Source organism: Fictibacillus nanhaiensis (genome assembly GCF_049537595.1).
Lineage (GTDB): Bacteria > Bacillota > Bacilli > Bacillales > Fictibacillaceae > Fictibacillus > Fictibacillus nanhaiensis_F.
Window position 1 is genome coordinate 1,826,595 of record NZ_JBMULM010000001.1, and the last position, 25,900, is coordinate 1,852,494.

Here is a 25,900-nt window from a genome sequence, read left to right on the forward strand (position 1 = left end):
CATTTTAAGGAGAAGGGCTGTTTCTTACATGAATTCTGACATCAATTCATTGAACTTTTCTTCAGGTAAGTTCAGATCAACTTTTGCAAGTGCTTCTTTGCTGTATCCATGGGCAAGATCTTGATAAGAAGGTTTTACCTTATCTTGATAGATGATGCCTTTTACAAGACCTTTGTTTTCCATTAGAGTTTGCATAGCCATCATACGGTTTGAAGAATCATAACCTTCGATCGTGCTTAAAGATACGAGATGCTCTTTAAACCAGTCGTAGGTGTTCACTTTGTTGTATGTCACACATGGAGAGAAAACATTGATCAATGAGAAGCCTTTATGGTTGATACCAGCCTCGATGATGGAAGTTAACTCTTTTAGGTCAGTTGAAAAACTTTGAGCGACAAACGTAGCTCCAGCCGTTAAAGCGAGTTCCATAACTCCGATCGCTGACTCTACAGATCCTTCTGGCGTACTCTTCGTTTTAAAACCAACATCAGATCGAGGTGATGTCTGTCCTTTTGTTAGACCATAAATCTGATTGTCCATAACAATATAAGTAATATCGATGTTTCGTCTGATCGCATGAACAGTATGACCCATTCCGATCGCGAAACCATCTCCATCACCACCTGAAGCAATAACAGTCAGATCACGGTTTGCCATTTTAACACCTTGTGCGATCGGCAGCGATCGGCCATGGATCCCATGGAATCCATAAGATTTGATATACCCTGAGATACGTCCAGAACAGCCAATTCCTGATACAACAGCAAGGTTATCTGGTTCTAAACCTACATTTGCAGCTGCTCTTTGAATAGCGGCCTGTACAGAGAAATCTCCACATCCTGGACACCAGTTCGGTTTGATGCTGTTACGAAAATCTTTAAATGTAGCCATATTAAACCAGCTCCTTGCATTTCATGACAACTTCTGATGGCAAGAAAGGATTCCCATCATATTTTAACAAGTTCTTAATCTTCTCATGCTGTCCAACATTCATTTTTAAGATGTTCGCCAGCTGTCCTGTCGCGTTGTTCTCGACTACGATTACGTTCTTCGCTTTGTCGATCATCGATCTCATCTCATCGGCAGGGAACGGATGGATCAAACGAATATGAGCATGATTGACTTTTAAGCCATCTGCTTCTAAACGAGGGATTGCTTCTTCGATCACTCCTCGTGTTGAATTGAACCCAACTAAAAGAATATCAGCTTCTTCATGAGGAGCTTGTTTGACAACCGGTACGTTAAAACGCAGGTTTTGAAGCTTGCGCAGTCGTTTATCCATCTGCTTCTGACGATTTGCTGCTACTTCTGAAGGCTTTCCTGTCTCATCATGCTCAACACCCGTTACATGGTGGATACCATTCTTCATACCCGGGATCACGCGAGGAGAAATACCGTCTTCCGTTACTTCATAACGCTTAAAGTACCCATCTTTATCGTCTGTATCAGGAAGCTCTTCTTTTGGATCAAGCTTACCACGACGAATCTCAACACGGCTGTAATCTAATGGCTCAACCGATTGCTTCCCAAGAGAAAGTTGAAGATCTGTAAGTAAGATAACAGGAATCTGATATTCTTCTGCAATATTTAACGCCTCAACAGCGTCATAGAATGCTTCTTCAACAGTACTTGGTGCCATAACCACTTTTGGAATCTCACCATGAGTACCATAGATCATCGCCATCAAATCAGATTGCTCTTGTTTTGTAGGCAGTCCCGTAGATGGACCTCCACGCTGTGTGTCTACAACTACTAAAGGAACTTCTGTCATCCCAGATAGACCTAATGCTTCCATCATTAAGGATAGACCTGGTCCTGCTGACGATGTAATCGTACGAACACCTGCATAGTTCGCGCCGATCGCCATCGTACAAGCAGCGATCTCATCTTCTGTCTGAATAACCGTACCGCCAAACTCTGGCAATTTTTTGATCAAGTATTCCATGATCTCAGATGCCGGCGTGATCGGATAAGCGGACATGAATCGTACGCCTCCTGCCACGAATCCTAAAGCGATCGCATCGTTCCCAATCATGAACATTCTCTTTTTGCCGTCCGCTTTATTTAATTGAAATCCATCGATCTGGCCACCAGATAATTCATTGAAACGGTCTGCGCCTTTTTGGATAGCTTCCATATTCTTTTCTACTACTTTTGCTCCCTTACGAGCAAAAATCTCTTCAACAACTTCTAAATAGCTTTCTACGGGAAGACCTAAAACAGCGCTAGTCGCCCCGATTGCAACCATGTTCTTCATAAGAGATGTGCCTAGTTCACTTGCAATCTCTGTAAATGGTACCGAATATAATCTAACATTAAGGTCCTCTGGAACAGTAGGATTGAATTTTGAATCTCCAATCACGACTCCTCCATCACGAAGCTCATGTACATTTACATCGATCGTTTCTTGATCGAATGCTATTAAAATATCAAGATCATCAGAGATCGAACGGGTTTCACTCGTGCTTACACGAATCTTATTGTTGGTGTGACCGCCTTTAATTCTGGAAGAAAAGTGTCGATAGCTATACAGATAGTAGCCTTGGCGGTTAAGTGCCATCGCAAAAATTTCCCCTGTACTATCAATTCCTTCACCTTGCTGTCCGCCAACTTTCCAAGAAAGTTGATCAATCATGTACTCCACCCTTTCAGTAACCCAAACGTTAAATTTTTCAATCAATAGTTTGATTTAGTATGGTTTCATGTTGTGTTGAACGCGCATTATCACGTTTACTTAAATTATGTACTAAACGTCTACAATTCTAGACTTAACTTCATAAAAATGCAAGTATTCGCCTAGCAAAATTCATACTATTACAAAAAATGTAAGTAAAAGAAAGCGCTTTAAAATGCTTGGTACTCTCTTAGAATTCTATATATGTTTCCGCATTTCCTTCTCTTAATCTTTGCAAGACCTACTAAAAAGAAAATAAGTCTACAAAACTAAAAACCTGCTTGCTCTTTTGGTGAGCAAACAGGTTTCACTTTAATTAGCGCGGTTCAACAATTAGTTTAATGGCCGTTCGTTCTTCCCCATCAATTAAGATATCTGTAAATGCTGGAATACAAATGAGGTCAACTCCGCTCGGTGCTACGAAACCTCGTGCGATAGCTACTGCTTTAACAGCTTGGTTTAATGCACCTGCTCCGATTGCCTGAATTTCAGCGCCTCCACGTTCCCGGAGAACACCGGCAAGTGCACCAGCTACAGAGTTGGGGTTAGATTTTGCTGAAACTTTTAATATTTCCATTGTTTTGAACCTCCTTCAGGATAGATACCTGTTCTACTATATTCATTGATTAAGGCTTGTATTCCTGCCGAAACAAAATTGTGCATTCTCTCTCTATTATGCTGATTTGCTAAAGCAGCAGCCCTATGAATAAACCCCGGTATTCTAGTACCCTTAACAAAGTTCTTTCAAACCAAAATGTGGTTTTTCCGAAAAAAAAAAACAATTATTACCTACTACTAAAACACATGTTTATGTTTATGTGTATCATCTCTTCTGATTCCTTTGTTCGAAAACATCATGCCTCTTACTAGTTTAAGACATTTTCCCATATAAAAAAGCGGTAGGATTGATCTCCTACCGCTTTGTTTGTTTATTTTGCGTATTCAACTGCTCGAGTCTCACGAATGACTGTCACTTTAATGTGACCTGGATAATCCAGTTCACTTTCAATCTTTTTCGTAATATCACGTGCTAGTCGGTATGATGCTACATCATCAATCATATCCGGTTTAACCATAATACGTATCTCACGGCCTGCTTGGATCGCAAAAGATTTTTCAACACCATCAAATGATTCTGAAATCTCTTCTAACTTCTCAAGTCTGCGGATATACGTTTCAAGTGTTTCCCGGCGAGCTCCTGGTCTTGCAGCAGAAAGTGCATCTGCTGCTGCAACTAGAGTTGCAATGATTGAAGTTGCTTCAGTGTCTCCGTGGTGAGATGCAATGCTGTTGATTACTACTGGGTGTTCTTTGTACTTTGTAGCAAGTTCAACACCAATGTCTACGTGACTGCCCTCTACTTCGTGATCGATCGCCTTACCGATGTCATGAAGCAATCCAGCTCGTCTAGCAAGATGTACATCTTCTCCTACTTCAGCTGCCATCAATCCAGCTAAGTAAGCCACTTCTGTTGAATGTTTTAGTACGTTTTGACCGTAGCTTGTACGATACTTCAAACGTCCAAGAATCTTGATCAAATCAGGATGTAGTCCGTGAACACCAACTTCAAATGTTGTTTGTTCTCCTACTTCGCGGATATACTCATCCACTTCTCTGCGTGATTTTTCAACCATCTCTTCAATTCGTGCAGGGTGAATTCTTCCATCCTGTACAAGCTTGTCCAAAGCCATACGTGCAATTTCACGGCGGATCGGATCAAAACCTGACAGAATAACGGCTTCTGGAGTATCATCAATAATTAAGTCAATTCCAGTTAACGTTTCTAACGTCCTGATGTTTCGCCCTTCACGTCCAATAATTCTTCCTTTCATTTCATCGTTAGGAAGGTTTACTACAGAAACTGTAGTTTCTGCTACGTGATCGGCTGCACAGCGTTGGATAGCTAGGGAAAGAATTTCTTTTGCTTTCTTGTCCGCTTCTTCTTTCGCACGGTTCTCCATCTCTTTTACCATCATCGCCAACTCATGTGTCATCTCGTTCTCAGTTTCCGTCATGATAATTTGGCGGGCTTCATCCCTGGTAATGCTGGAAATGCGCTCAAGCTCTCGCTGTTGTTCTTCTAGCAATTCCTCCACTTTGCTTTCAATCTCTTCAATTTGTCGCTGTTTTTTGGTGAGAGACTCCTCACGTCGTTCTAAAGATTCCTCTTTTTTGTCAAGAGTTTCACTTTTTCTGTCTAGGATCTCTTCTTTTTGAACCAATCGATGTTCTTGTTTTTGAAGCTCGTTTCGACGTTCGCGAATTTCGCGTTCAGCTTCGGTACGTAGCTTATGGATTTCATCTTTTGCTTCTAACAGCGCTTCTTTCTTGCTGGCGTCAGCATCGCGCTTTGCATCTTCAACAATTTGCGCAGCTGCTCGTTCTGCGCTTGAAATCTTCGCTTCAGCAATTGATTTCCTAACAAGATATCCGACAATAGCACCGACACCTAGTGAGACAAGCAAACTGGAGATGAATACTGCTAAACTTGGCATATTCCCACCTCCTCTTGCTTTCTGCTTTTCATACTGCATTTTTGGCGTCAATCGTCTTACATGTGCTGTGCACCATTCATGTCGTACAAATTCTATACATATCTTTTAATTTCATAAGAAATCAAAATATATCTTCATTTTATAGGTGTGCTAAAGGCTTGTCAAGAGAGTCAATCTTCTATAATAATTGCTTGCTCTAAAAATAGCAAGGAGCATATTTTGCCTGTCAAATCCGCTATTTTAAAAAGCTATTTCCTTATGCATCGCTGTTTTTGGAAGTAGTTTATTTTCGATTCAGATTGCTCGTTTTGAAAAAAAGGCTGTTTTAGACTTTGTTGCTCTTGAAAGTGTTGATTTCCGCTCAAGGTTGCTCGCTTTCCACGGGGCGTGCGGTGAGCCTCCTGCCGCTTTGCGCCATTAGGAGTCTCCACCTGACCGCTTCAAGGCTGTCTCTCTGCTCCTGCGTCTTCGAGTTTATACTGATGAGTGAACTTCCTCGTCGCATGCCTTGCGAGAAGCTCCTCATGTGGCAGGCAACCTTACGCTACAATCAACTTGCAGATGGTGAGAATAGAAAAAAGCCAAAAACAGCAATCCTTTAGAAAAGAGCCTTTAGAAAAGAGTCAAAAAAAAGACCGGTCGCATTGACCAGTCTTTAACTTTATTACTATTCTGTTAGCTCAAACTCTTCCTCTAATGAAGGAGCTTCTGCTTCAACTGTTGCTTTACCTTCTAACTGATAATAGTTGCGGATTTCTGCAACGATTGCTGATGCGATTTCAGGGTTTTCTTTTAGGAATTGCTTCGAGTTCTCACGTCCTTGACCTAAACGTTCGCCTTCGTAAGAATACCAAGCACCACTTTTTTGAACGATATCAATATCTGAACCGATATCGAGAATCTCCCCTTGATACGAGATGCCTTCTCCGTACATGATATCAACTTCAGCCGTTCTAAACGGAGGAGCTACTTTATTTTTCACGACTTTAATTTTTGTTTTATTACCAACAACGTCTTGTCCTTGTTTCAGCTGTTCAGCACGACGTACTTCCAGACGAACAGATGAATAGAATTTTAAAGCTCTTCCCCCTGGTGTTGTTTCAGGATTTCCGAACATAACACCAACTTTTTCACGGATTTGGTTGATGAATACTGCGATGGTTTTCGATTTATTGATGGCACCTGAAAGTTTACGAAGTGCTTGAGACATTAGACGAGCTTGGAGACCAACGTGAGAGTCACCCATTTCCCCTTCGATCTCAGCTTTAGGAACAAGGGCAGCAACAGAGTCGATGATCAAAATATCTACTGCTCCACTTCTTACAAGAGCTTCAGCGATCTCTAGCGCTTGTTCACCTGTATCTGGCTGAGACAATAAGAGCTCATCAATATTAACGCCTAGCTTTTGGGCATATTCAGGGTCTAGTGCATGCTCAGCATCGATGAATGCAGCTTGTCCACCATTACGTTGTACTTCTGCAATAGCATGAAGGGCAACGGTTGTTTTACCTGATGATTCAGGACCATATACTTCGATAATTCTTCCACGAGGATAACCACCGATTCCAAGTGCGATGTCCAAAGTGATCGATCCACTGGAAACTGTTGAAATTCGCTGTTCTGTTTGTTCACCCAATTTCATGATGGAACCTTTACCGAACTGCTTTTCAATTTGGCGTAGAGCCATATCTAGAGCTGCTTTTCTATCGCTCATTCAATTCACTCCTCAAATTCATTTTACATGTATTTTTGTTTCATTAATTCTGTTACTTGCTACTTCTCTATCATATCTCTTTTTTGTTCATTTGCCAATCATTTTGCGAACATTTATTCGATTTTTTTATTGTCCTTCTTTGACCAATTGATTTAAATACCGAAATCCATGCTTAACCGCTCTTTCACGAATCCCTTTTCTTGAGCCTGCGAGTTTTATGGAGTAGGAATAACTTTGGTCATGTGTCGATATGCCGATGAAAACTGTTCCAGCAGGCTTGCCTTCCTGTGCATCAGGACCCGCAACACCAGTGAAGCTGATTCCGATATCAGACTTTGTCTGCTGTTTAATTTCCTCTGCCATCCATTCTGCACATTGCGAGCTGACAACACCATGATCTGTGATCAAAGATTGAGGTACTTTAAGCATCGATTGTTTCAATGCGCTTGAATAAACGACGGCTCCTCCTTGAAACACGGAAGATGCCCCAGGAAAATCAGTGATGATCTTGCTGAATAATCCTCCAGTCAAGCTCTCTGCCGAAGCGATCGTCAGCTTATTATCTCGAAGAAGATCGAAAGTCTGTTTCTCAAGCGTTTCGTCATCATATCCATAAAAATAAGAACCTGTACGGCTTAGAACTTCTTGTTCCACTTCGTCTAACAGTCTCTTTGCCTCAGTTTCTGAAGGGTGAGCTGCAGTAAGCCGAATCGTAACTTCATGTTCAGATGCTAAAGGTGCAATCGTAGGATTGCTTTGTTTCTCGATTAAATCCTGAAGCTTTGTTTCTAAGACCGATTCCCCAATCCCAAAAAATTTTAAGACTCTTGAATGAAACTTTGTCTGCACATCCATTTTAGAATAAAGAAAAGGAATTACATAGTTGTTGAACATTGGTCTCATCTCGCTAGGTGGTCCAGGCAGGAGTATACACGTGTTGTTACCATGAGTAAATGCCATTCCGGGTGCCATACCGTTATCGTTTGGCAGTACGGCAGACCCTTCAATAATGAGAGCTTGCTTCTTATTGTTCGGTGTCATCTCTCGATTGGTTTGAACGAAGTAATTGGTTATATACTCTAAAGCAGCTTCATCATGGACCAATTCCTTTTGAAATAGTTTTGCGATCGTTTCCTTCGTCAAGTCGTCTTTAGTTGGTCCAAGACCTCCCGTAAAGATGAGCAGATCCGATCTAGACCTGGCTGTTTGAATAACTGATGAGAGGCGGTTCTCGTTATCGCCTGCTACTGAGTGATAAAAAACGTTCACTCCGATGTCAGCAAGTCCTTTAGAAATAAACTGAGCATTCGTGTTTGCAATCTGTCCTAATAAAAGTTCACTGCCAACTGCTATGATTTCTGCGTTCAACTCATACACGCTCCCTGATTGTATTCTCTGATTTCATATCATTCAAACTTATATATGCTAAGAAACGCTATCATTTCTTCACGTTTTGTGCATTTTCACCTACAGCTAACAAAAAAACAGGAGTTTTCTGCTCCTGTTTTTTCTTCATTCTAGATTACTTTGATTTTAATAAGATATGTTTGCTGTTCACGAAATACTCCCAGCCAGAATATAAGGTAATCAGTGTTGCTGCCCAAAGACTGATCGTTGCAAAAGGTAATCCGATCCATGCAAATGGAAGATTATGAAGCAATAGAGCTGAAATCGCAATAATCTGTATCCACATCTTTAGCTTACCCATCTGTCCTGCTGCAATAACCTCGCCTTCAGCAGAAGCAACAGCACGAATTCCTGTAACAGCGAACTCACGGCTTAGAATAACGATGACCATCCATGCAGGTGCAGCTCCAAGTTCAACCAATCCTACAAGTGCTGCTGAAACAAGCAGCTTATCTGCTAATGGGTCCAAAAATTTCCCCAAATTCGTAACTAAGTTATATTTGCGAGCATAATAGCCATCGACCCAATCTGTACTTGATGCAAAGATAAAGATCAATGCTGCTACAAAATGAGTGACAGGCAGTTCTTCACCCGCTATCTTCCATACACCCCAATCAAAATCGCCTAAAAGAACGATCATAAAGAGGGGAATCAAAAAAATTCTTGAAATGGTAATCTTGTTAGGTAAGTTCAATGCAATTCCTCCAAAATACGGTCAAAATCAGTTTGTTTTAACTATTGTTGAGCCTTACGAATCACGATTTTCTGATGGACCAGTTCAGTTGCTGGAACAGGATATGTGAAGGCTTCACCATTAATTTTAATAGCTGTTACATGAGACGCGCCAATATTTAGTGTTACCTCTTTGGCAGAAGAAAGGTCGAAAGTTTCCGTCTGACCCTTTTTCATCTGACTATCAAAATAGCTCTTCTTCGTCTCATCTTGAATCCCCACATAACTAGGGCCTTGTGCACTAAGTTCCACAACTAGTTCATCCGTATCTTTCAGATCAAAAGTTGTTACTTTCCCGATCGTTTCAAGTTTCGTCAACGTTTGTTGTTTCTCTTCTTCTTTTGGAGCTTCCGATTTTTCTTCTTTATCTTCAGAAACATCTTCTTTTTCTTTCTTTGTTCCTTCTTTTTTCTGCGGTTTGTTCTCATCTGCATCCAAAAGAACACCTGGTGAATCATTGCCGCTTTTCGCTTGATCATTTCCATCAGGAAGGAGCTTCCATACGACAAAGAGAATAACCACGATCAAAACTCCAATAAGTATGATCGGTATCAACCTCTTTAAAAGAGAATGATCTTCTGATACTCCGGACCGCTCTCTTTTTGAACGCGGTTCGAACTCAGTTGTTGGTTCTTTTGCCGATTTTGGTATCTCATGAGAATATTCTTCAAAAATGGTCTCATAATGCAAACCTACAGCTTCACAATAATTTTTAATGAACGCTCGAGCATAAAACGATCCTGGAAGTACTTCATACTTTCCTTCTTCAATGGCTACAAGATATCTTTTTTGTATCTTAGTAGCGGTTTGAAGTTCCTCATGTGACATTCCTTTTTCTTCGCGTTTTTCTTTTAATAACTTACCGAGTTCTGTCAACCTTCCCACCTACTTACGTCATTCTAAATTTCCGAATCCTGTTTGATCTTGTTTCAGAGCTTCATATGTAATTTCTTCATCACGATGACTCTTTAGCTCGATAATGTAGTCAAAATCATCAAGTGTATATTCCGTTTGCTGAACAAAAAGATCAGGATGTTCCACAACTTTCGCTGCAGGAAGCCTCATGATCTCTCGTATGAGCTGCCAATGTTTATCGTTCATATTACGTGCTGAAACCGCACCATCGATAATAAAAACATGGTCAGAATCGTATTCATCATCCGCAAGCATGCTTCTAACAGTCTGGCGCAATAATGTGGATGAAATAAAGACCCAACGTTTATTTGCACAAACACTGGATGCTACGATACTTTCCGTTTTCCCAACACGGGGCATGCCTCTAACGCCGATTAATTTATGTCCTTCAACTTTATATAATTCAGCTAAAAAGTCAACTAATATCCCAAGTTCATCTCTTATAAAACGAAATGTTTTCTTATCATCCGCATCACGTTCAATATATCTCCCGTGTCTTACAGCGAGACGATCACGAAGCTTCGGTTTTCTAAACTTGGTTACTGTAATATTGTCCATTGAATCTAAAATCGATTGAAGCCGGTTGATCTTTTCTTCGTTATCAATGATCAGAAGCATTCCACGTCGCTCGTTATCAACACCGTTAATCGTGACGATATTAATACCAAGCATACCCAACAAGGAAGATATATCCCCTAGGAGACCCGGCCGGTTTTTATGTATCTCATACTCTAAATACCATTCTTGCTCTCCCATAATTCATCTCCTTATTCTTTCAAAATGAAACAAAATTCTACATCTATTCTTGTTCTAATAATAAATGATTTCAATTTATTATGAAAGCAAAATAAAAGGATGTTAAGAAAAAATTCTTAACATCCTTCACCATTTAGCGGCTTCCGTCGTTTTGAACTAGCTTTACCATCATGTTAGCGATGGCGTGTCTTTCGTTTTCATCGGCCACTTTCCAAAGATCGGCAAGAACTTTTTCTTCCTCGTTTTTTGGTTCTACGTGGTTCGCTAAGTAGCCACCGATCTCAGTTGCTAAGTTCGAAATCGTATCGTGGTTCATACCTTCGTGCTCCGCGTGATTTAAACGCTCTGCCAAGAAATCTTTCCATTGACCAAAGTTGTCTAATACAGACATGCTGTCTCCTCCTTCAAGGTTGATACAGCATTAATATCTCTTAATTCTACCCTTTTTATACATGTTTTTTTAAGTAAACCACGATCCGTTTATCGAAAGGATATGACCAGAGATATAACCCGCTTTTTTGCTCATTAAAAATTCAACAGCATGAGCAACTTCACCTGGTTCTCCAAACCGTCCAGCAGGTATATCGTCAGCCAATGAACGCTTCTCTTCCTCTGTAAACTGGTCCATCATAGGAGTGGAGATCACTCCAGGAGAAATGCCATTTACTTGTATATGACTCGGAGCTAACTCTTTTGAAAGAGCTTTAACAAACGTATTCAATCCGCCTTTTGCGGCAGAATAGACAGTCTCACATGCAGCCCCTACTTCTCCCCAAACGGATGTGATCATGATGATCTTTCCAGATTTTTTTTGAATCATGCTAGGCACAATTGCTTTCGACAGTGAGATCGCACTTAAAAGATTCAACTGCATCGTCTCTGATATAGATTCTTCGGTAAAATCGGTGAGAAGGCCAAAATGAGCAGAACCAGAGTTATATACGAACACATCTAGGGGGACTTGAATTTGATTCCATAGATCTTCTGACCCACCTGCTTTAGACAAATCAGCACATACCATTGAAACAGGTACACCGTATTTGTCCTTTAAATCTTTTTGAAGCTTTGCTGCAGCGGTTTGATTGGTGTTGTAATGAAGATACAGCCGAAAGCCATTCGACGCTAACATATGACTGATCTCGCGTCCGATCGCTCCTGATGCTCCTGTAACAAGCGCGTTTTTCACTTTTAATCCCTCATTGCTGTAAAAAAACACCCTACCTAAAGCAGGATGTTTTTTCATTTATTATGACTTCTTTTTTTGTACTTGGCAAACGGTCAAGGCTTCTTTTTTAAAGTGGTTTTGTAGAACACTTTCCACATCACGGACAGTCAGCGATTCAAAAACTGGGATCACATCAAAGAGGTCCATCTCATTGAACGCATAGCGAGTGAATTGATTTGCAATAAACTCCGGTGAGTTCAATGATCTTAAAAAAGCGCCGATCTTCTTTTTACGAGCGCGATCAAATGAACCTTCATCAATCGACTGTTGTTTAAAGTCTTCAACCATGCCTGAGATTCTTTCAACAAATTCATCTGGAGATCCAGTATCTCCTCCGAGCATGCTGAATCCAAATCCATTCTCTTCTGTGTAATCAAAAGAGAAGGTCTGGTCGATTAACCCTTCCTCATACAATGTTTCATAATACGGAGAGCTTTTTCCGAACATCATCTCCAGAAGAAGATTTACACTTAATTCATGTTTCATTAACTCTTTTCCTTGGCGATTTGGAGCAGCTTCTTTATAACCCATATAACACTTAGGAGTCTGTACGGTCATCTCGATCACTTTCTTTGTTTTTGCAACCGTTTTTGGCTCTGCGTCAAAGAAACGTTCGATGTTTTCTTTTTCTTTGAACGTTTTTTGCGATTGATTGTCTTTAACAAAACTTAGAATATCTTGAGCATCTACCGGACCCACGATAAAGAGGATCATGTTGCTTGGATGATAAAACGTTTCATAACACTCATACAGATCATCTTTTGTAATCTTAGCAATAGATTTTTCAGTCCCAGCGATATCGATCTTTACCGGATGATGGTGATACATATTTTCGATCAGACCAAAATAAACCCGCCAATCTGGGTTGTCATCGTACATTCTGATCTCTTGACCAATGATTCCTTTTTCTTTTTCGACCGTCTTTTCTGTAAAATATGGTTCTTGTACGAAGTCGATTAAAGTTGTTAAGTTTTTCTTTACATCACCCGTTGTTGAAAACAGATAAGCCGTTCTGTTAAATGTCGTAAAAGCATTAGCAGATGCACCTTGTTTACTAAAATCTTGAAAGACATCTCCATGCTCTTTTTCAAAAAGTTTATGTTCAAGAAAATGTGCGATTCCATCAGGAACTTTCACATTTTCATCTTTGCCTAACGGCTTAAAATGATTATCCACTGATCCATAATGTGTCGTAAACGTAGCGTATGTCTTATTAAAGCCTTTCTTTTCTAAGACATAAACCTTTAGCCCATTCGCTAGTTCTTCAAAATGCAGCGTCTCGTCTAATTGATCAAACGTTTTCATTCCCATTCGCGCCAGCTCCCTTCAAGAAGAAAATGGTATCTAATGTTACCTTTTTAGCTACTGCAACCACATCATCTTTTGTTACTTTTTTTATGCCTTCCATCCAGTCTTCAATGGAACGATTTGTACCTGCTATAACATTGTGATACAGCACTTCTGATAGACCGATCGGGTGGTCGATCGTCTCTAACACTTGATTGTTGATCATCGCTTTCGTCTGTTCGAATTCAGAGTCTGTAATATTGCCGTTCTTCATTTCTTCATGCTGTTCTTTAATAATTTTTACAGCTTTTTCGTAATTGGCAGTCTCGATTCCACTCATAACAAAAACAGCTCCTTTATGGCTCTCGAACCGAGAAGCTGCATAATAAGCCAAACTTTCTTTTTCACGAACGTTCATGAACAATTTAGAGTGAGAAAACCCGCCAAAAATACCGTTAAACACTTGTAGAGCGAAATAATCATCATCTGCATAGGTAGTATACGTGCGGTAACCCATGTGTAGTTTTCCTTGTTGAACATCCTGCTCTTCAAAGATTTCCTTAACTTCAGAAATCCTTTTTTCATCTGCAACATTCACCGCTTTTGTCTCATCTTCTTTTCTATCTTTTGAAAAACGGAAATGCTTACTAACCTTGTCAACCATCTCATCTGTTGAAATGTCACCGATCACATAAAGGTCGATCTTATCGTTTCTAATCACTTCTTGATAATAGTCAAACAGTTCTTTAGGTGAGATCGAATCGACTTCATCACCGTTTCCATAAACATTTAAACGATAAGGCTCTGAGTCGTACATCTCTTCTAAAAGTCGTTTGTTTGCATAACGCATCTTATCATCATAGATCGATTCGATCTGTTGTTTCAGACTGCGTTTCTCTTTTTTTACGATTCCTTCTTTAAACACATCACCTTCAAGAGCAGGAGCTAAGAGAACTTGTGATAATAGATGGAAAGCTTTATCAAGAACAGGTTCTGAATTGGATAAAAATTTCTCATTTGCTACTTCCATTCGAATACTGATCACTTGATTCTCGCCTTTTTTGGAAAGATCGGCATTTAACGTAGCTCCATAAAGGTCGTCCAAAGCACTTCTTAGCTCTTTTGAAGAAGGGAAATCCTTTGTACCACTCTGTAAGACATAAGCAAGCAGCGCTCGCTTTGTAACGTTCTTTTCATTGATTGGTTCTTTAACCTGTAGTATGAACGATGTGGTCTTATACTTTTTTGTTTCTATCGTATGTACAGTCATTCCGTGGAGATCGGTTTTTTTATGATTAACAATTCCCATTGGATAAGTACCCCTTTCATTATGTCTACGTTCTAGTTTACCCATTTTCGATACCTGACATGACATTCCTCCTTATAAAACTAAAAAAGTCCGCCTTCTGGCAGACTTTTTTATTATATGTTACACAAAGATGTTTTTGAAAGCAGTTGATCTCCGTTTCAGGTTGTTCGCTTTCCGCGGGGCACAATCAACAACTGTTCATAGAAGATAATAAAAAAGATTAAAAAGCAATTCCAATATAATCTAAGGAGATATCATCAGAAGTATCTATTTTTTATCTTTTTCCTTTTTCATAAGGTGTTCCAAGTGCTTTTGGAGCATCTGCACGTCCTACAAGCCCTGCTAAAGCAAGTATCGTAAGAACGTATGGTGCGATAAGCAAGAACACTTTTGGGATATCTTGCAGACCTGGAATCTGAGCTCCAGAAATACTGATCGCTTGTGCTAGACCAAAGAATAGGGCAGCTCCTAAAGCACCTAGTGGATGCCATTTTCCGAAGATCATGGCAGCAAGTGCCATGAAACCTTGTCCTGTTATCGTGGAGTGCGTGAAGTTACCTGAAATAGAAGCCACATAAACAGCTCCACCGAGACCAGCTAGAGCACCACTCAAAAGAACGCCAACATAACGCATCTTTTTAACGTTGATCCCCATCGTATCTGCAGCCATCGGATGTTCACCTACTGAACGAAGACGAAGACCAAATGGGGTTTTGTATAGAACATACCAAACGATTAAAGCAACGAATACGGCTAGATAAGAAGTCAGATAGGCATTTGAGAAGAATAGTTTTCCGATCACCGGAATATCTGACAGAAACGGTATATCACTTTTAGAGATACGTTGTGAGATGACAGGTGTTTGTCCCGCATTAAAGATTTTCTTCGTTAAGAAGATCGCGAGTCCTGCAGCTAAAAAGTTGATCGCAACACCACTAACGACTTGGTCTGCTTTCAGCGAGATACTCGCAACAGCATGAATAGAAGCAAATAGCGCGCCAACGATCATTGCTACAACAAAACTGACCCAAGGTGCTGCACCAGCTAATCCGAACTGCTCGCCATAATAGATCGTCACGGCGCCTGTAAAAGCACCAAAAAGCATGAGACCTTCTAGGCCGATATTTACGACTCCTGAACGTTCACTAAAGACTCCACCTAGAGCAGTAAAGATTAAGGGAGCAGCTGAAACGATAGCAGCAGGTATGATTAGTGCTAGAATATCCATAAAACTCATCAGATCTTACCTCCTCTGTTCACACGGTTCATCAACCAATGAACAAGATAGCTGCACGCAACAAAGAAGATGATTAAAGCGATAACGATTCCAACAAGTTCTGTCGGAACACCTGCCATAGCTTGCATGTTCAGTGCACCAATCTTTAGTCCGCCGAAGAGTGCAGCACCTAAAATGACACCGATTGCACTGTTAGCACCTAGAAGTGCAACAGCGATTCCATCAAATCCTACTCCGGTAAATCCGGCATTGATCGTCATGTATTGATACGTACCTAGACCTTCCATACTTCCAGCAATCCCTGCAAATGCTCCTGAGATCGCCATGGAAAGGACGATGTTTTTTGAAACGTTGATTCCTGCGTACTGAGATGCATGCTGGTTGAACCCTACAGCACGAAGCTCATAACCTAATGTTGTTCTCCATAATAAGAACCACATGATCACTGCTGCAACGATTGCTACGATAATTCCATAGTGAAGTGTAGAATTGTCTGTTAGCTCTTGCAAAAATGGTGAAGCTAAAGAAGCGGATTCTTTTACGTTCTCTGTTCGCTCACCTGGAGCAAGCATGAAATTACGAATGATTTCATTCGTACTATAAAGTGCGATATAGTTCATCATGATCGTCGTGATTACTTCATGAACTTTAAAACGCGCTTTTAATATACCAGGAACAGATCCCCATAGTGCACCAGCGACTCCTGCTGCTAGAATTGCTAGCGGAATATGAATAATGGCCGGAGCATCAACAAAAATTCCAACATATACAGCAGCTAGCCAACCAACTAAAAGCTGTCCTTCTACACCGATATTAAATAAGCCTGTTCTAAACGCAAATGCTACAGCCAAACCTGAAAGAATAAGAGGTGACATCTGTCTGATCGTTTCACCCATATAGTAAGAACCGCCAAAAATTCCTTCGAATAGAGCCGCATATGCTTCAATCGGTGGATATCCGCTGATCAGCATGATGATTCCGCCAATAAGAAGTCCTAAAAATACAGAGATAAGAGGTACAATAAACTTCATTTTGTTTGTATTATTCTGCATGAACGGCACCTCTCTTTCCTCCAGCCATCAGTAGACCCAATTCTTGTTCTGTTGTTTCTTTCGGGTTTACGATCGCAACGATCTTTCCTTCATACATGACGGCGATCCGGTCACTCACATTGATGATTTCATCCAACTCAAAAGAAACGAGCAGTACAGCCTTTCCATTATCCCTTTGTTCGATCAGTTTGGAATGGATGAACTCAATCGCTCCAACATCAAGACCACGAGTAGGCTGAGCTGCGATCAAAAAGTCCGGATCGCGGTCGACTTCTCTAGCGATGATCGCTTTTTGCTGATTACCACCAGATAGTGCACGTGCTGGCGTATAAGCATCTGGCGTACGAACATCGTACTCTTCGATCAACTTTTTAGCTTTATCAAAGATCGGCTTAAAGCTCAATATGCCAGATTTAGAATATGGCTTCTGATAATAGGTTTGAAGAACCATGTTCTCTCCTACTGAAAAATCCAAAACAAGTCCATGTTTATGTCTATCTTGGGGAATATGACTCAAACCATTCTCTGTTACGCTTCTAGGAGACTTATTCGTAATCTCTTTATCTCGCAGATGTATCGATCCTTCGTGTACTTTATGAAGACCCGTGATCGCTTCTAACAGTTCAGATTGTCCGTTTCCGTCAACACCCGCGATTCCTACGATTTCACCTGCATGAACAGTCAGGTTCAACCCGTTAACCGCAGGCACTTTTCTGCTATCATGAACGACAAGGTCTTGAATCTTCAATACAGCTTCTTTAGGATCAGCATCTATTTTTTCAACTTTAAAGTTTACTTCACGGCCAACCATCATCGCTGCTAGAGAATCAGGGTTAGAATCGCTAACATCTACCGTACCAACGCCTCTTCCTCTTCTTATTACCGTACAGCGGTCACATACTTCCATAATCTCTTTTAGTTTATGAGTGATGAGGATGATAGACTTGCCTTCATTAACAAGCTTTTTCATGATCTGAATGAGTTCTACGATTTCTTGAGGTGTTAACACGGCTGTCGGCTCATCAAAAATGAGAATATCCGCTCCTCTATAAAGCGTTTTCAAAATTTCCACACGTTGCTGCATACCAACTGAGATATCTTCTATCTTTGCGTAAGGATCTACACGAAGTCCGTATTGATCCGAAAGAGCTTGTACTTCCTTAGCCGCTGTCTGAAGATCAACTTTTCCGCCTTTTGTAGGTTCTTTTCCAAGGATGATATTTTCGGTTACAGTAAACTTATCAACAAGCATAAAGTGCTGATGAACCATCCCAATACCAAGCGAGTTGGCAATATTCGGATCATTGTTCACCACTTTATTTCCTTTTACGAAGATCTCGCCTTGTTCTGGTTCATAAAGACCGAATAAGACATTCATCAACGTTGATTTTCCTGCACCATTTTCACCTAGTAATGCATGGATTTCCCCTTTTTTTACTTGTAGCGTAATATTATCGTTCGCTACGATTCCAGGGAATTCTTTACGGATATTGCGCATGTCGATTACATATTCCATTTTCTTGCTCCCCCCTTATATGCATAAGGAAGGACTTGGCTCATGCCAAGTCCTGGCCTATTATTTAACTCGTTTCACTTAGAATTATTTCAAGTTCTTCTTGAACTCTTCAAATTCAGCGTCTGTCTTAGGAACTTTTACTTCGCCAGCGATGATTTTCTTTTTGAAATCTTCCACTGATTTAAGTGCATCCGGTTTAACATTATCTTGAGTTGGTGCAATACCTACCCCGTCTTCTTTAAGACCGAATTCTACGATCTTTCCGCCTGGGAATTTGCCGTTCATCGCTTGCTCAGAAACTTCGTATACCGCTTGGTCTACACGTTTTACCATTGAAGTAAGTGTTACATCTTCAGGCATACCTTCTTCGTGTTGGTCACGGTCAACTCCGATTACCCAAACATCTTCACCGTTCTTTTTACGGTTCTTCGCTTCAGTGAACACACCCATCCCTGTTCCACCAGCAGCATGATAGATTACGTCAGCTCCTTGTTGATAGAACGTGTTCGCGATCTGTTGTCCTTTTTCTGCTTTGTTGAAGTCTTCAGCATATTGAACCATTACTTCAGCTTTAGGGTTCGCTGTTAATACTCCAGCTTTAAATCCGTTCTCAAACTTCTTGATCAGTTCACTGTTTACTCCACCAACGAATCCTACTTTGTTCGTTTTAGATTGCATACCAGCTACTAGACCTACTAGGAATGAACCTTCATGCTCAGAGAACGTAATATTTGCTACGTTATCACCTTTAACAACCATATCAACGATTGCAAGTTTTGCATCAGGCTGTTGCTTCGCTACTGTTTCTACGTCAGTTCCCATTAAGAATCCGATCCCGAAAACTACATCGTATTTTTGACGAATCAGTGAGTTTAGGTTCGGCTTGTAATCACTTTGCGCTGTAGATTGCAAGTATTTGTAACCTTTGCTCTCTTCTAAACTATTATCTTTACCAAACTTTGTTAGACCTTCCCAAGCTGACTGGTTAAAAGACTTATCATCTACACCGCCAGTGTCAGTTACCATCGCTACTTTAAAGTCTTTTTTCTCTCCTCCGCCAGATGACTTCCCGTCATCAGAAGATCCACATCCGGCAAGAATTGTACCGGCAGTTAACATTGCAGTTACCATTAATCCTAATTTCTTTTTCAAGTCATTTTCCCCCTGTAAGTGTTTTCATTTTAATGACTAAAACCAATGCTGCAAAATAAAGTACCGATCACCCCCTAAAAAAGACTTTAACTATAAGCGCTTTCTTAAAACAGAGAACATAAACTTATCAGATCTAAAATAGTTGCAAGAATAGAGTACTGGTTCATCAAATTGATCGTAGTGCATTTGTTTTAAGATGAGGAGTGGAACGCGTTCATCGCTTTCCAATATTTCAGAAACTCTGTCGTGATATCCGATCGGTTCAATGTTTGTTACCGCATACATAACACGTCTACCCGTTTCTTTTTCCAACATCTCTAAGAATGATTCATAGTCGTGCAATCCTTTTGCAGGGAAAAGGTGTGCAGGCATATGATCTTTACAAAAGACAACTGGTTCTCCATCTGCAGTACGGACACGTTCCATCATCATGAGTCCTTCAGGCAATGAATCATTAAACTTACTAAGCAGTTCTTCTGTAACATCCGTCATCTGCGATGTTAGGAAAATAGTCCCGGCTCGTTTACCGCCTCTTTCTATCATATCGGTCACACTGTAGAGTTCTTCAATACCGGATGAGAACAAGGCACGAGTTCTTACAAAGGTACCAACCCCATGTTTTCGAATGAGTACGTTTTCATCTTCCAGTATACGAAGCGCCTCTCTCAGTGTAGCTCTTGAGATACCAAGCTGTTTTGATAGCTCAAATTCAGAAGGAAGTTTTTCTCCCTCTTTATAAATACCTTCTTCAATATCTTTTTTTAACTTTTCAATCACTTTTATATATAACAAGCGATGGTCAGCTTTAATTGACATTACAAAACCACCTTAACTAAGTTGTTCGACGTATGACAAATTATTAGTAGAATCGACATTACTATACCATTTTTAATTCTATAAATAAATACTATTTTTACAAATTTTTAATAGGTATTCTTTGGATTTTACATAAATTGAATATAATTCCAATAACAGAGGAAAACGAGCCCTTATGAGCTCGTTTTCCTAAGACCTATGAACTAGATGCTTCTTTTTCGTCCGGCATAGCAGAAATCAGTACTTCTCGAGGTTTCGAGCCTTCATATGGTCCTACAATACCTTTGGATTCCATCGAGTCGATCAACCTTGCTGCTCTCGAATAACCGATGCGGAACCTTCTTTGAAGCATGGAAACCGAAGCTGTCTGCATATCAACGACGAGTCTCACAGCATCTGTAAACAAGTCATCTTCCGATTCCATGACAGCTGGTTCTGCTTCTTCTGTAGGAATCATCTCTGCCTGATATTGAGCTCTTTGTTGCGAAACACAATGATCTACGATCGTTTCTACTTCTTCATCTGATAAAAAAGCACCTTGAACGCGAACAGGTTTTGAAGCTCCTGAAGGGAAGAACAACATATCTCCTCTTCCTAAAAGCTTCTCTGCCCCTCCCATATCAAGTATCGTTCTTGAGTCCGTTTGTGAGGATACACTAAATGCGATTCTAGACGGGATATTCGCTTTAATAACACCCGTAATTACATCAACTGACGGGCGCTGTGTCGCAATAATTAAGTGGATCCCTGCTGCTCGAGCCATCTGAGCAAGACGAGTGATGGCATCCTCAACATCACCTGACGCAACCATCATCAGATCAGCAAGTTCATCAACAATAACCACGATATAAGGTAAGAAAGGCTGTTTTGCATCACCTTTAGCGTTTTGTTTTCGAATCGATTCATTGTATCCTTCGATGTTTCGTGTACCGCTATGCGAGAACAGCTCATACCGGCGTTCCATCTCAGAGACAACCCGCTTTAATGCTTGAGCTGCTTTCTTCGGCTCAGTTACGACTGGTGCCAGGAGATGAGGTATCCCATTATACATATTTAGTTCTACCATCTTCGGGTCAATCATCATCATTTTCACTTCGTGTGGCTTAGCTCTCATCAGAATACTCGTAATAATACCGTTTACGCACACACTTTTCCCGCTTCCAGTTGCTCCTGCAACAAGCAAGTGAGGCATCTTAGAAAGATCAGCGATGATTGGTTCACCTGAGATATCCCTACCAAGACCAATCGCGAGTGGTGATTGCTGGCCAGAGAACTGCGGCGCCTCAAGAACTTCTCTTAATGTTACCATCGAGATCTCTTGATTCGGCACCTCGATCCCAACAGCTGATTTTCCAGGTATAGGCGCTTCGATCCGTATATCTTTTGCAGCTAGAGCGAGAGCCAAGTCATCTGATAGGTTCACGATCTTACTTACCTTAACACCCACATCTGGGTAAACTTCGTATTTCGTAACCGCAGGTCCGAGATGAACTTTAAGAACTTTTGCTTTGACTCCAAAACTATCGAACGTTTTTTCAAGTTTTTTTGCGTTGCTTTTGCTAGCTGCATATTGCTTGTCTTTATGCTGCCCACTGTTTTGAGGCGTTCTGAGATGCTTCATTGTCGGAAGCTGATAATGTTCGTTCTGGATCACTTCATCACCAAAATTAACAGGTAAAGGTGAAGGTGTAGGCGGCTCATCTTCAGCTCTTTTTACATCCTTTACATCTTCTTTTTCTTCGCTCTCACCGTACATCTGAGGTGCAAATTTTAACTGAACGCCGCTCTCTGTTTGTTGAACCCTTTTCGTGAAGTCTTCAATTACTGGATCTTCAGATATGATGATCTCTTCAGTATCTTCTTCATCCTCAACAGTTGCCGGCTTTAAATTTTTCTTTTCTTTTACTTTTTTACTTCTTTCTTCTGAAAGTGAAGTCTTCTTTTTTTCTATGTATTCTTTTATTTTAGAAGTTGCTGAACTCGATGTATCGACTACTTTCTGAAGAAGAACTGATAACGATTTACCGGATATCAACAGAAGGCTTCCTATTATCAAAAAGAAGATGACAAGTTTTGTTCCTCCAGCACCAAACAAAAAGTAAAAAAGAGCAAAACCGATAGCTCCTACAAGACCTCCACCAATGTCATTAGTTGAAGTTTCCCCTTGAAGCTGCATCCAATAAAGATCCCACGTGTTTCTTATGACCGATGCATCTTTCCATTCTCCACCATTTGTTAAGTGTTCAAATAAAGTCAAGTGGCTCAAGACTAAAAATGAAAAGAAAAGTATATAAACACCTGTTAATTTTTTAGATACCAAAACCGGCCAACTTCTCTTCCATATCAAATAAAAGGATAATAAAATACAAGCAAGCAAGAGGATACCGTACCATTCTCCACTAAAGAATCGCAGTAGATGGACAAAAGCCATTCCTACATTGCCCATCTTAGCAAGTGCTAAAGACGACAGTGCCAAGATGGTAAGCCCCGCTATCTCATATGTCAGCTGCTCTTTCCATCTGCCTTTATTCTTCGCTTTCTTTTTTTTGTTTTTAGCCATTATTTTTCACCTCACTAGCATGCATTATTATGTATGTATGAACAAAAATAGAAAGAAAAGCAGCCCTGCAAATCAGAAGGCTGCTTTAAGATAGTATAGCATAATTCTTAGATGACTTTTTTAAAAGTTTCGCAGCACCATCCCAGGTTGACAGTCTTCTAGTAAATAATGAGAAGGGTCTGTGCTCATGACCTGAACGATTTTTGTTTCATCACCCATACGTTCTACGAGGACAGGTACATTATTATAAAGTATTACATTCTGCGCCGACTGTTCGTTTCCTTCTTCCGGAAACATCAATTCAAAAGGCTGCATCGTATACCAGATCATTGTGTTAACCCTTTATCCTCGTCTTTTTTGTTCGCTTCGATCAACTCATTCAACTTCTTGATCGCTTGACCTACTCCGCCTACTTCGTTTATGAGTCCATCACTTACCGCATCTGTTCCAATTACATTCGTACCGATATCTCGAGTCAGGTTCCCTTTAGAAAACATCAGTTCTTTAAACCGCTCTTCCGTGATCTCTGAATGACTGGTTACGAAAGAGATCACACGATCTTGCATCTTGTCTAAGTACTCAAACGTTTGCGGTACCCCGATCACAAGACCTGTTAAACGAACCGGATGAATCGTCATAGTAGCCGTTGGTGCGATAAACGAATAATCAGCGCTTACTGCTATTGGAACTCCAATAGAATGTCCTCCTCCTAATACGAGGGATACACTAGGCTTTGAGAGGGAAGCGATCATCTCAGAGATAGCCAGCCCAGCTTCAACGTCTCCTCCAACTGTATTCAAAATCACAAGAAGTCCTTCAATCTTATGATTTTGTTCAATGGCAACTAATTGCGGAATCAAATGTTCGTATTTAGTTGCTTTGTTGTTAGGAGGGAGCTGCATATGACCTTCAATCTGTCCCACGATCGTCAAACAATGTATGCTCGATCCTTCCATTGTAGGTACGTTCGTTTGTCCTAACGACTGTATCTTCTGTATGAGTCCCGAGCTATCGTCTTTCTTAGGTGCATCCGTTTGTGGTGCTTCTGTTTCTGGTGTCTGATCCATAAATTCATACCCCTTCTAAGTTAGGTTCTTCTTAGTATGGGCGTTATTTCCATTCATATGATAAAAAAATAAAAACCCGCTTTATCAGCGGGTTAAATTTCCATAATAATTGGCATGATCATTGGTCTTCTCTTCGTTTTTTCAAACAGATACTGACTTAATGTATCTCTTACGTTTGATTTGAGACTAGACCATTCTTTCATATTTTCATTCATGCATTTTTCAAGAACGTCACGAACTTTCGTATTCGCTTCTTGAAGAAGTGCTTCACTTTCACGTACGTACACAAAGCCTCTTGAGATGATCTCAGGTCCTGAGATCAGCTTATGAGAATCTTTACTGATCGTAACAACGACCACTAAGATACCGTCTTGTGATAAAAGTTTACGGTCACGAAGCACGATGTTACCGATATCTCCTACACCAAGACCATCTACTAATACGTTTCCCGAAGGTACTTTTCCAGTTTTTTGAGCGAATCCGTTAGCGAACTCTACAACTTCACCTTTATCCACGATAAAGATGTTGTCTTTTTCAACTCCAACTTCAATCGCCAATTTTTGATGCGCTTTTTGCATCTTGTATTCACCATGAACAGGCATAAAGTACTTAGGTCTCATCATACTGAGCATGAACTTAAGTTCCTCAGCACTACCATGTCCTGATACATGGACCTTTTTCTGACCAAAGATAACGTCTGCTCCTGTACGCATCAGTTTATCAACCATCTTTGCAACTGATGTTTCATTGCCAGGTATCGGGGTAGCGGCAATTACGACTGTATCTGAAGGACGAAGAGCGATCTGTTTATGCGATTTTTGTGCCATTCTAGACAATGCTGCCATAGATTCGCCTTGGCTGCCTGTGGTTAAGATGACTACTTTTTCATCGCTGTAATCGTTTGCTTGATCGATCGTTACTAATAGATCTTTTTCAATCGTTAGATATCCTAGCTGTGAAGCAATATCAACGACTTTTACCATACTTCTTCCGTTAACAGCGACTTTTCTGTTTGTTTTTGCAGCTGCGTTCATAACCTGCTGAACACGGTGTACGTTTGAAGCAAATGATGCAATGATAATTCTTCCTTTTGCCGCTTGGAATACATCAAGGATCTCTTGTCCAACTTGTGCTTCTGGACCTGTAGATCCTGGTCGTTCAGCATTCGTGCTATCTGATAGTAGACACAGTACCCCTTCTTCTGCTAATGCAGAAATCTTGCCAAATTCGGTATGCTGTCCATCGATCGGCGTATGGTCGATCTTGAAATCACCAGTATTTGCAATAATCCCCTGTGACGTGTGAATTGCAATTCCTACTGCATCTGGAATACTGTGATTTACGTGGAAGAAGCTTACCTTCGCACTGTTGAATGAAAGCTTTTGATTTGTTTCAATCAAATTTAATTCTGTGGAACGCAAAAGTCCCGCTTCTTTTAATTTTGCTTCTACAAGTCCTAACGTCAAACGTGTTCCATATACGGGCACGGGTACTTGTCTTAAGACATATGGAAGTCCACCGATATGGTCTTCATGGGCATGAGTTAAAAAGATTCCAGTCACACGCTCCAGGTTTTCCTTCAAGTAAGTCACATCTGGAATAACGATATCGATCCCGAGCATTTCCTCTTGAGGAAACATAAGACCTGAGTCCATGACAAAAATTTCCTCACCTGTGTCCACAACATACATGTTTTTGCCGATCTCACCGACTCCGCCCAAGGCAAAAACTTTAATTTTATCTCTATTTTGTTTTGACAATGTGTATATTCCTCCTATGTTGTATGTAAAAAATCTATAATCCCGATCACGTCACTTAAAAACATTATACTCTATGAGAGGAATACAAAACAAGACTGAGCAAAGGACAATTAAAAATAAGGCTAAAGTGCTTCCTAATTGTTTTTGAACTATGGTCTTAGTTTTTTTACATACCCCTTTGCTAAGCTCCTTCGTAGTCTCACCTTTTTTTGCTACAGTGTTAGCG

At 40.5% G+C, this 25,900-nt stretch carries 22 protein-coding genes; all 22 read right to left on the bottom strand.

The window, feature by feature from the left end; translation table 11 throughout:
- Positions 1-24: 24 nt before the first annotated feature.
- Entirely contained in the window at positions 25-891 is an 867-nt protein-coding gene (locus ACOZ9X_RS09200; protein ID WP_423417919.1) for a 2-oxoacid:ferredoxin oxidoreductase subunit beta, read from the bottom strand.
- Between the two features lies 1 nt (position 892).
- Entirely contained in the window at positions 893-2,635 is a 1,743-nt protein-coding gene (locus tag ACOZ9X_RS09205; RefSeq protein ID WP_191753568.1) for a 2-oxoacid:acceptor oxidoreductase subunit alpha, read from the bottom strand.
- Between the two features lie 355 nt (positions 2,636-2,990).
- Positions 2,991-3,251: a stage V sporulation protein SpoVS gene (gene spoVS / locus ACOZ9X_RS09210; protein ID WP_010193268.1), complete on the bottom strand. Its 261-nt coding sequence runs from the start codon at positions 3,249-3,251 to the stop codon at positions 2,991-2,993.
- Between the two features lie 352 nt (positions 3,252-3,603).
- Positions 3,604-5,169 carry a ribonuclease Y gene (gene rny, locus ACOZ9X_RS09215; protein ID WP_066393834.1) on the bottom strand — a complete coding sequence of 522 codons (1,566 nt, stop codon included), beginning with the start codon at positions 5,167-5,169 and terminating at the stop codon, positions 3,604-3,606.
- 667 nt (positions 5,170-5,836) lie between these two features.
- Positions 5,837-6,883: a recombinase RecA gene (gene recA, locus ACOZ9X_RS09220; RefSeq protein ID WP_066393832.1), complete on the bottom strand. Its 1,047-nt coding sequence runs from the start codon at positions 6,881-6,883 to the stop codon at positions 5,837-5,839.
- A 126-nt stretch (positions 6,884-7,009) separates the two neighbouring features.
- Positions 7,010-8,251, bottom strand: a complete 1,242-nt coding sequence (locus ACOZ9X_RS09225) for a competence/damage-inducible protein A (protein ID WP_423417920.1) — start codon at positions 8,249-8,251, stop codon at positions 7,010-7,012.
- A 154-nt stretch (positions 8,252-8,405) separates the two neighbouring features.
- Entirely contained in the window at positions 8,406-8,984 is a 579-nt protein-coding gene (gene pgsA, locus ACOZ9X_RS09230) for a CDP-diacylglycerol--glycerol-3-phosphate 3-phosphatidyltransferase (RefSeq protein WP_066393829.1), read from the bottom strand.
- Positions 8,985-9,025: 41 nt separating this feature from the next.
- The gene (locus ACOZ9X_RS09235) at positions 9,026-9,898 is read right to left on the bottom strand and encodes a RodZ domain-containing protein (RefSeq protein WP_423417921.1); all 873 of its coding nucleotides are present in this window, start codon (positions 9,896-9,898) and stop codon (positions 9,026-9,028) included.
- Positions 9,899-9,916: 18 nt separating this feature from the next.
- Positions 9,917-10,693 (bottom strand): DUF3388 domain-containing protein, encoded by a 777-nt coding sequence (locus ACOZ9X_RS09240; protein ID WP_066393823.1) that lies wholly within the window; start codon positions 10,691-10,693, stop codon positions 9,917-9,919.
- A 133-nt stretch (positions 10,694-10,826) separates the two neighbouring features.
- The gene (locus ACOZ9X_RS09245; protein WP_066393818.1) at positions 10,827-11,084 is read right to left on the bottom strand and encodes a DUF3243 domain-containing protein; all 258 of its coding nucleotides are present in this window, start codon (positions 11,082-11,084) and stop codon (positions 10,827-10,829) included.
- Positions 11,085-11,153: 69 nt separating this feature from the next.
- Complete coding sequence (gene ymfI, locus ACOZ9X_RS09250) at positions 11,154-11,936, bottom strand: elongation factor P 5-aminopentanone reductase (RefSeq protein ID WP_423417922.1); 783 nt, start codon at positions 11,934-11,936, stop codon at positions 11,154-11,156.
- A gap of 3 nt (positions 11,937-11,939) precedes the next feature.
- Positions 11,940-13,229 (bottom strand): EF-P 5-aminopentanol modification-associated protein YfmH, encoded by a 1,290-nt coding sequence (gene yfmH, locus ACOZ9X_RS09255; protein ID WP_423417923.1) that lies wholly within the window; start codon positions 13,227-13,229, stop codon positions 11,940-11,942.
- On the bottom strand, positions 13,210-14,508 hold the full coding sequence (gene yfmF, locus ACOZ9X_RS09260) for an EF-P 5-aminopentanol modification-associated protein YfmF (protein WP_423418259.1): 1,299 nt from the start codon (positions 14,506-14,508) through the stop codon (positions 13,210-13,212). Before yfmF ends, yfmH begins: the two co-directional genes overlap by 20 nt.
- 280 nt (positions 14,509-14,788) lie before the next feature.
- Entirely contained in the window at positions 14,789-15,751 is a 963-nt protein-coding gene (locus tag ACOZ9X_RS09265) for an ABC transporter permease (protein ID WP_066393813.1), read from the bottom strand.
- Positions 15,751-16,803 carry an ABC transporter permease gene (locus ACOZ9X_RS09270; protein WP_423417924.1) on the bottom strand — a complete coding sequence of 351 codons (1,053 nt, stop codon included), beginning with the start codon at positions 16,801-16,803 and terminating at the stop codon, positions 15,751-15,753. The genes ACOZ9X_RS09265 and ACOZ9X_RS09270 overlap by 1 nt, the downstream gene beginning before the upstream one ends.
- Entirely contained in the window at positions 16,793-18,319 is a 1,527-nt protein-coding gene (locus ACOZ9X_RS09275; protein ID WP_423417925.1) for an ABC transporter ATP-binding protein, read from the bottom strand. Before ACOZ9X_RS09275 ends, ACOZ9X_RS09270 begins: the two co-directional genes overlap by 11 nt.
- A gap of 84 nt (positions 18,320-18,403) precedes the next feature.
- Positions 18,404-19,471, bottom strand: a complete 1,068-nt coding sequence (locus ACOZ9X_RS09280; protein ID WP_423417926.1) for a BMP family lipoprotein — start codon at positions 19,469-19,471, stop codon at positions 18,404-18,406.
- Between the two features lie 90 nt (positions 19,472-19,561).
- Positions 19,562-20,287 (bottom strand): GntR family transcriptional regulator, encoded by a 726-nt coding sequence (locus ACOZ9X_RS09285; protein ID WP_066393804.1) that lies wholly within the window; start codon positions 20,285-20,287, stop codon positions 19,562-19,564.
- A 196-nt stretch (positions 20,288-20,483) separates the two neighbouring features.
- Positions 20,484-22,847, bottom strand: coding sequence for a DNA translocase FtsK (locus ACOZ9X_RS09290; protein WP_423417927.1), 2,364 nt, complete (start codon positions 22,845-22,847; stop codon positions 20,484-20,486).
- Positions 22,848-22,967: 120 nt separating this feature from the next.
- Complete coding sequence (locus ACOZ9X_RS09295) at positions 22,968-23,177, bottom strand: YlzJ-like family protein (RefSeq protein WP_423417928.1); 210 nt, start codon at positions 23,175-23,177, stop codon at positions 22,968-22,970.
- Positions 23,174-23,914 carry a ClpP family protease gene (locus tag ACOZ9X_RS09300; RefSeq protein ID WP_144700686.1) on the bottom strand — a complete coding sequence of 247 codons (741 nt, stop codon included), beginning with the start codon at positions 23,912-23,914 and terminating at the stop codon, positions 23,174-23,176. The genes ACOZ9X_RS09295 and ACOZ9X_RS09300 overlap by 4 nt, the downstream gene beginning before the upstream one ends.
- Before the next feature lie 92 nt (positions 23,915-24,006).
- Positions 24,007-25,674: a ribonuclease J gene (locus ACOZ9X_RS09305; RefSeq protein ID WP_423417929.1), complete on the bottom strand. Its 1,668-nt coding sequence runs from the start codon at positions 25,672-25,674 to the stop codon at positions 24,007-24,009.
- Between the last annotated feature and the right edge of the window lie 226 nt (positions 25,675-25,900).

Coding starts and splice junctions, on each gene's coding strand:
- ACOZ9X_RS09285 (WP_066393804.1), bottom strand. CDS start 20,287: ATGTCAATTAAAGCTGACCATCGCTTGTTATATATAAAAGTGATTGAA.
- ACOZ9X_RS09245 (WP_066393818.1), bottom strand. CDS start 11,084: ATGTCTGTATTAGACAACTTTGGTCAATGGAAAGATTTCTTGGCAGAG.
- ACOZ9X_RS09275 (WP_423417925.1), bottom strand. CDS start 18,319: ATGGAATATGTAATCGACATGCGCAATATCCGTAAAGAATTCCCTGGA.
- rny (WP_066393834.1), bottom strand. CDS start 5,169: ATGCCAAGTTTAGCAGTATTCATCTCCAGTTTGCTTGTCTCACTAGGT.
- ACOZ9X_RS09300 (WP_144700686.1), bottom strand. CDS start 23,914: ATGGATCAGACACCAGAAACAGAAGCACCACAAACGGATGCACCTAAG.
- ACOZ9X_RS09290 (WP_423417927.1), bottom strand. CDS start 22,847: ATGGCTAAAAACAAAAAAAAGAAAGCGAAGAATAAAGGCAGATGGAAA.
- ACOZ9X_RS09265 (WP_066393813.1), bottom strand. CDS start 15,751: ATGAGTTTTATGGATATTCTAGCACTAATCATACCTGCTGCTATCGTT.
- spoVS (WP_010193268.1), bottom strand. CDS start 3,251: ATGGAAATATTAAAAGTTTCAGCAAAATCTAACCCCAACTCTGTAGCT.
- recA (WP_066393832.1), bottom strand. CDS start 6,883: ATGAGCGATAGAAAAGCAGCTCTAGATATGGCTCTACGCCAAATTGAA.
- ymfI (WP_423417922.1), bottom strand. CDS start 11,936: ATGAAAAAACATCCTGCTTTAGGTAGGGTGTTTTTTTACAGCAATGAG.
- ACOZ9X_RS09200 (WP_423417919.1), bottom strand. CDS start 891: ATGGCTACATTTAAAGATTTTCGTAACAGCATCAAACCGAACTGGTGT.
- ACOZ9X_RS09240 (WP_066393823.1), bottom strand. CDS start 10,693: ATGGGAGAGCAAGAATGGTATTTAGAGTATGAGATACATAAAAACCGG.
- ACOZ9X_RS09295 (WP_423417928.1), bottom strand. CDS start 23,177: ATGATCTGGTATACGATGCAGCCTTTTGAATTGATGTTTCCGGAAGAA.
- yfmH (WP_423417923.1), bottom strand. CDS start 13,229: ATGGGAATGAAAACGTTTGATCAATTAGACGAGACGCTGCATTTTGAA.
- ACOZ9X_RS09270 (WP_423417924.1), bottom strand. CDS start 16,803: ATGCAGAATAATACAAACAAAATGAAGTTTATTGTACCTCTTATCTCT.
- ACOZ9X_RS09205 (WP_191753568.1), bottom strand. CDS start 2,635: ATGATTGATCAACTTTCTTGGAAAGTTGGCGGACAGCAAGGTGAAGGA.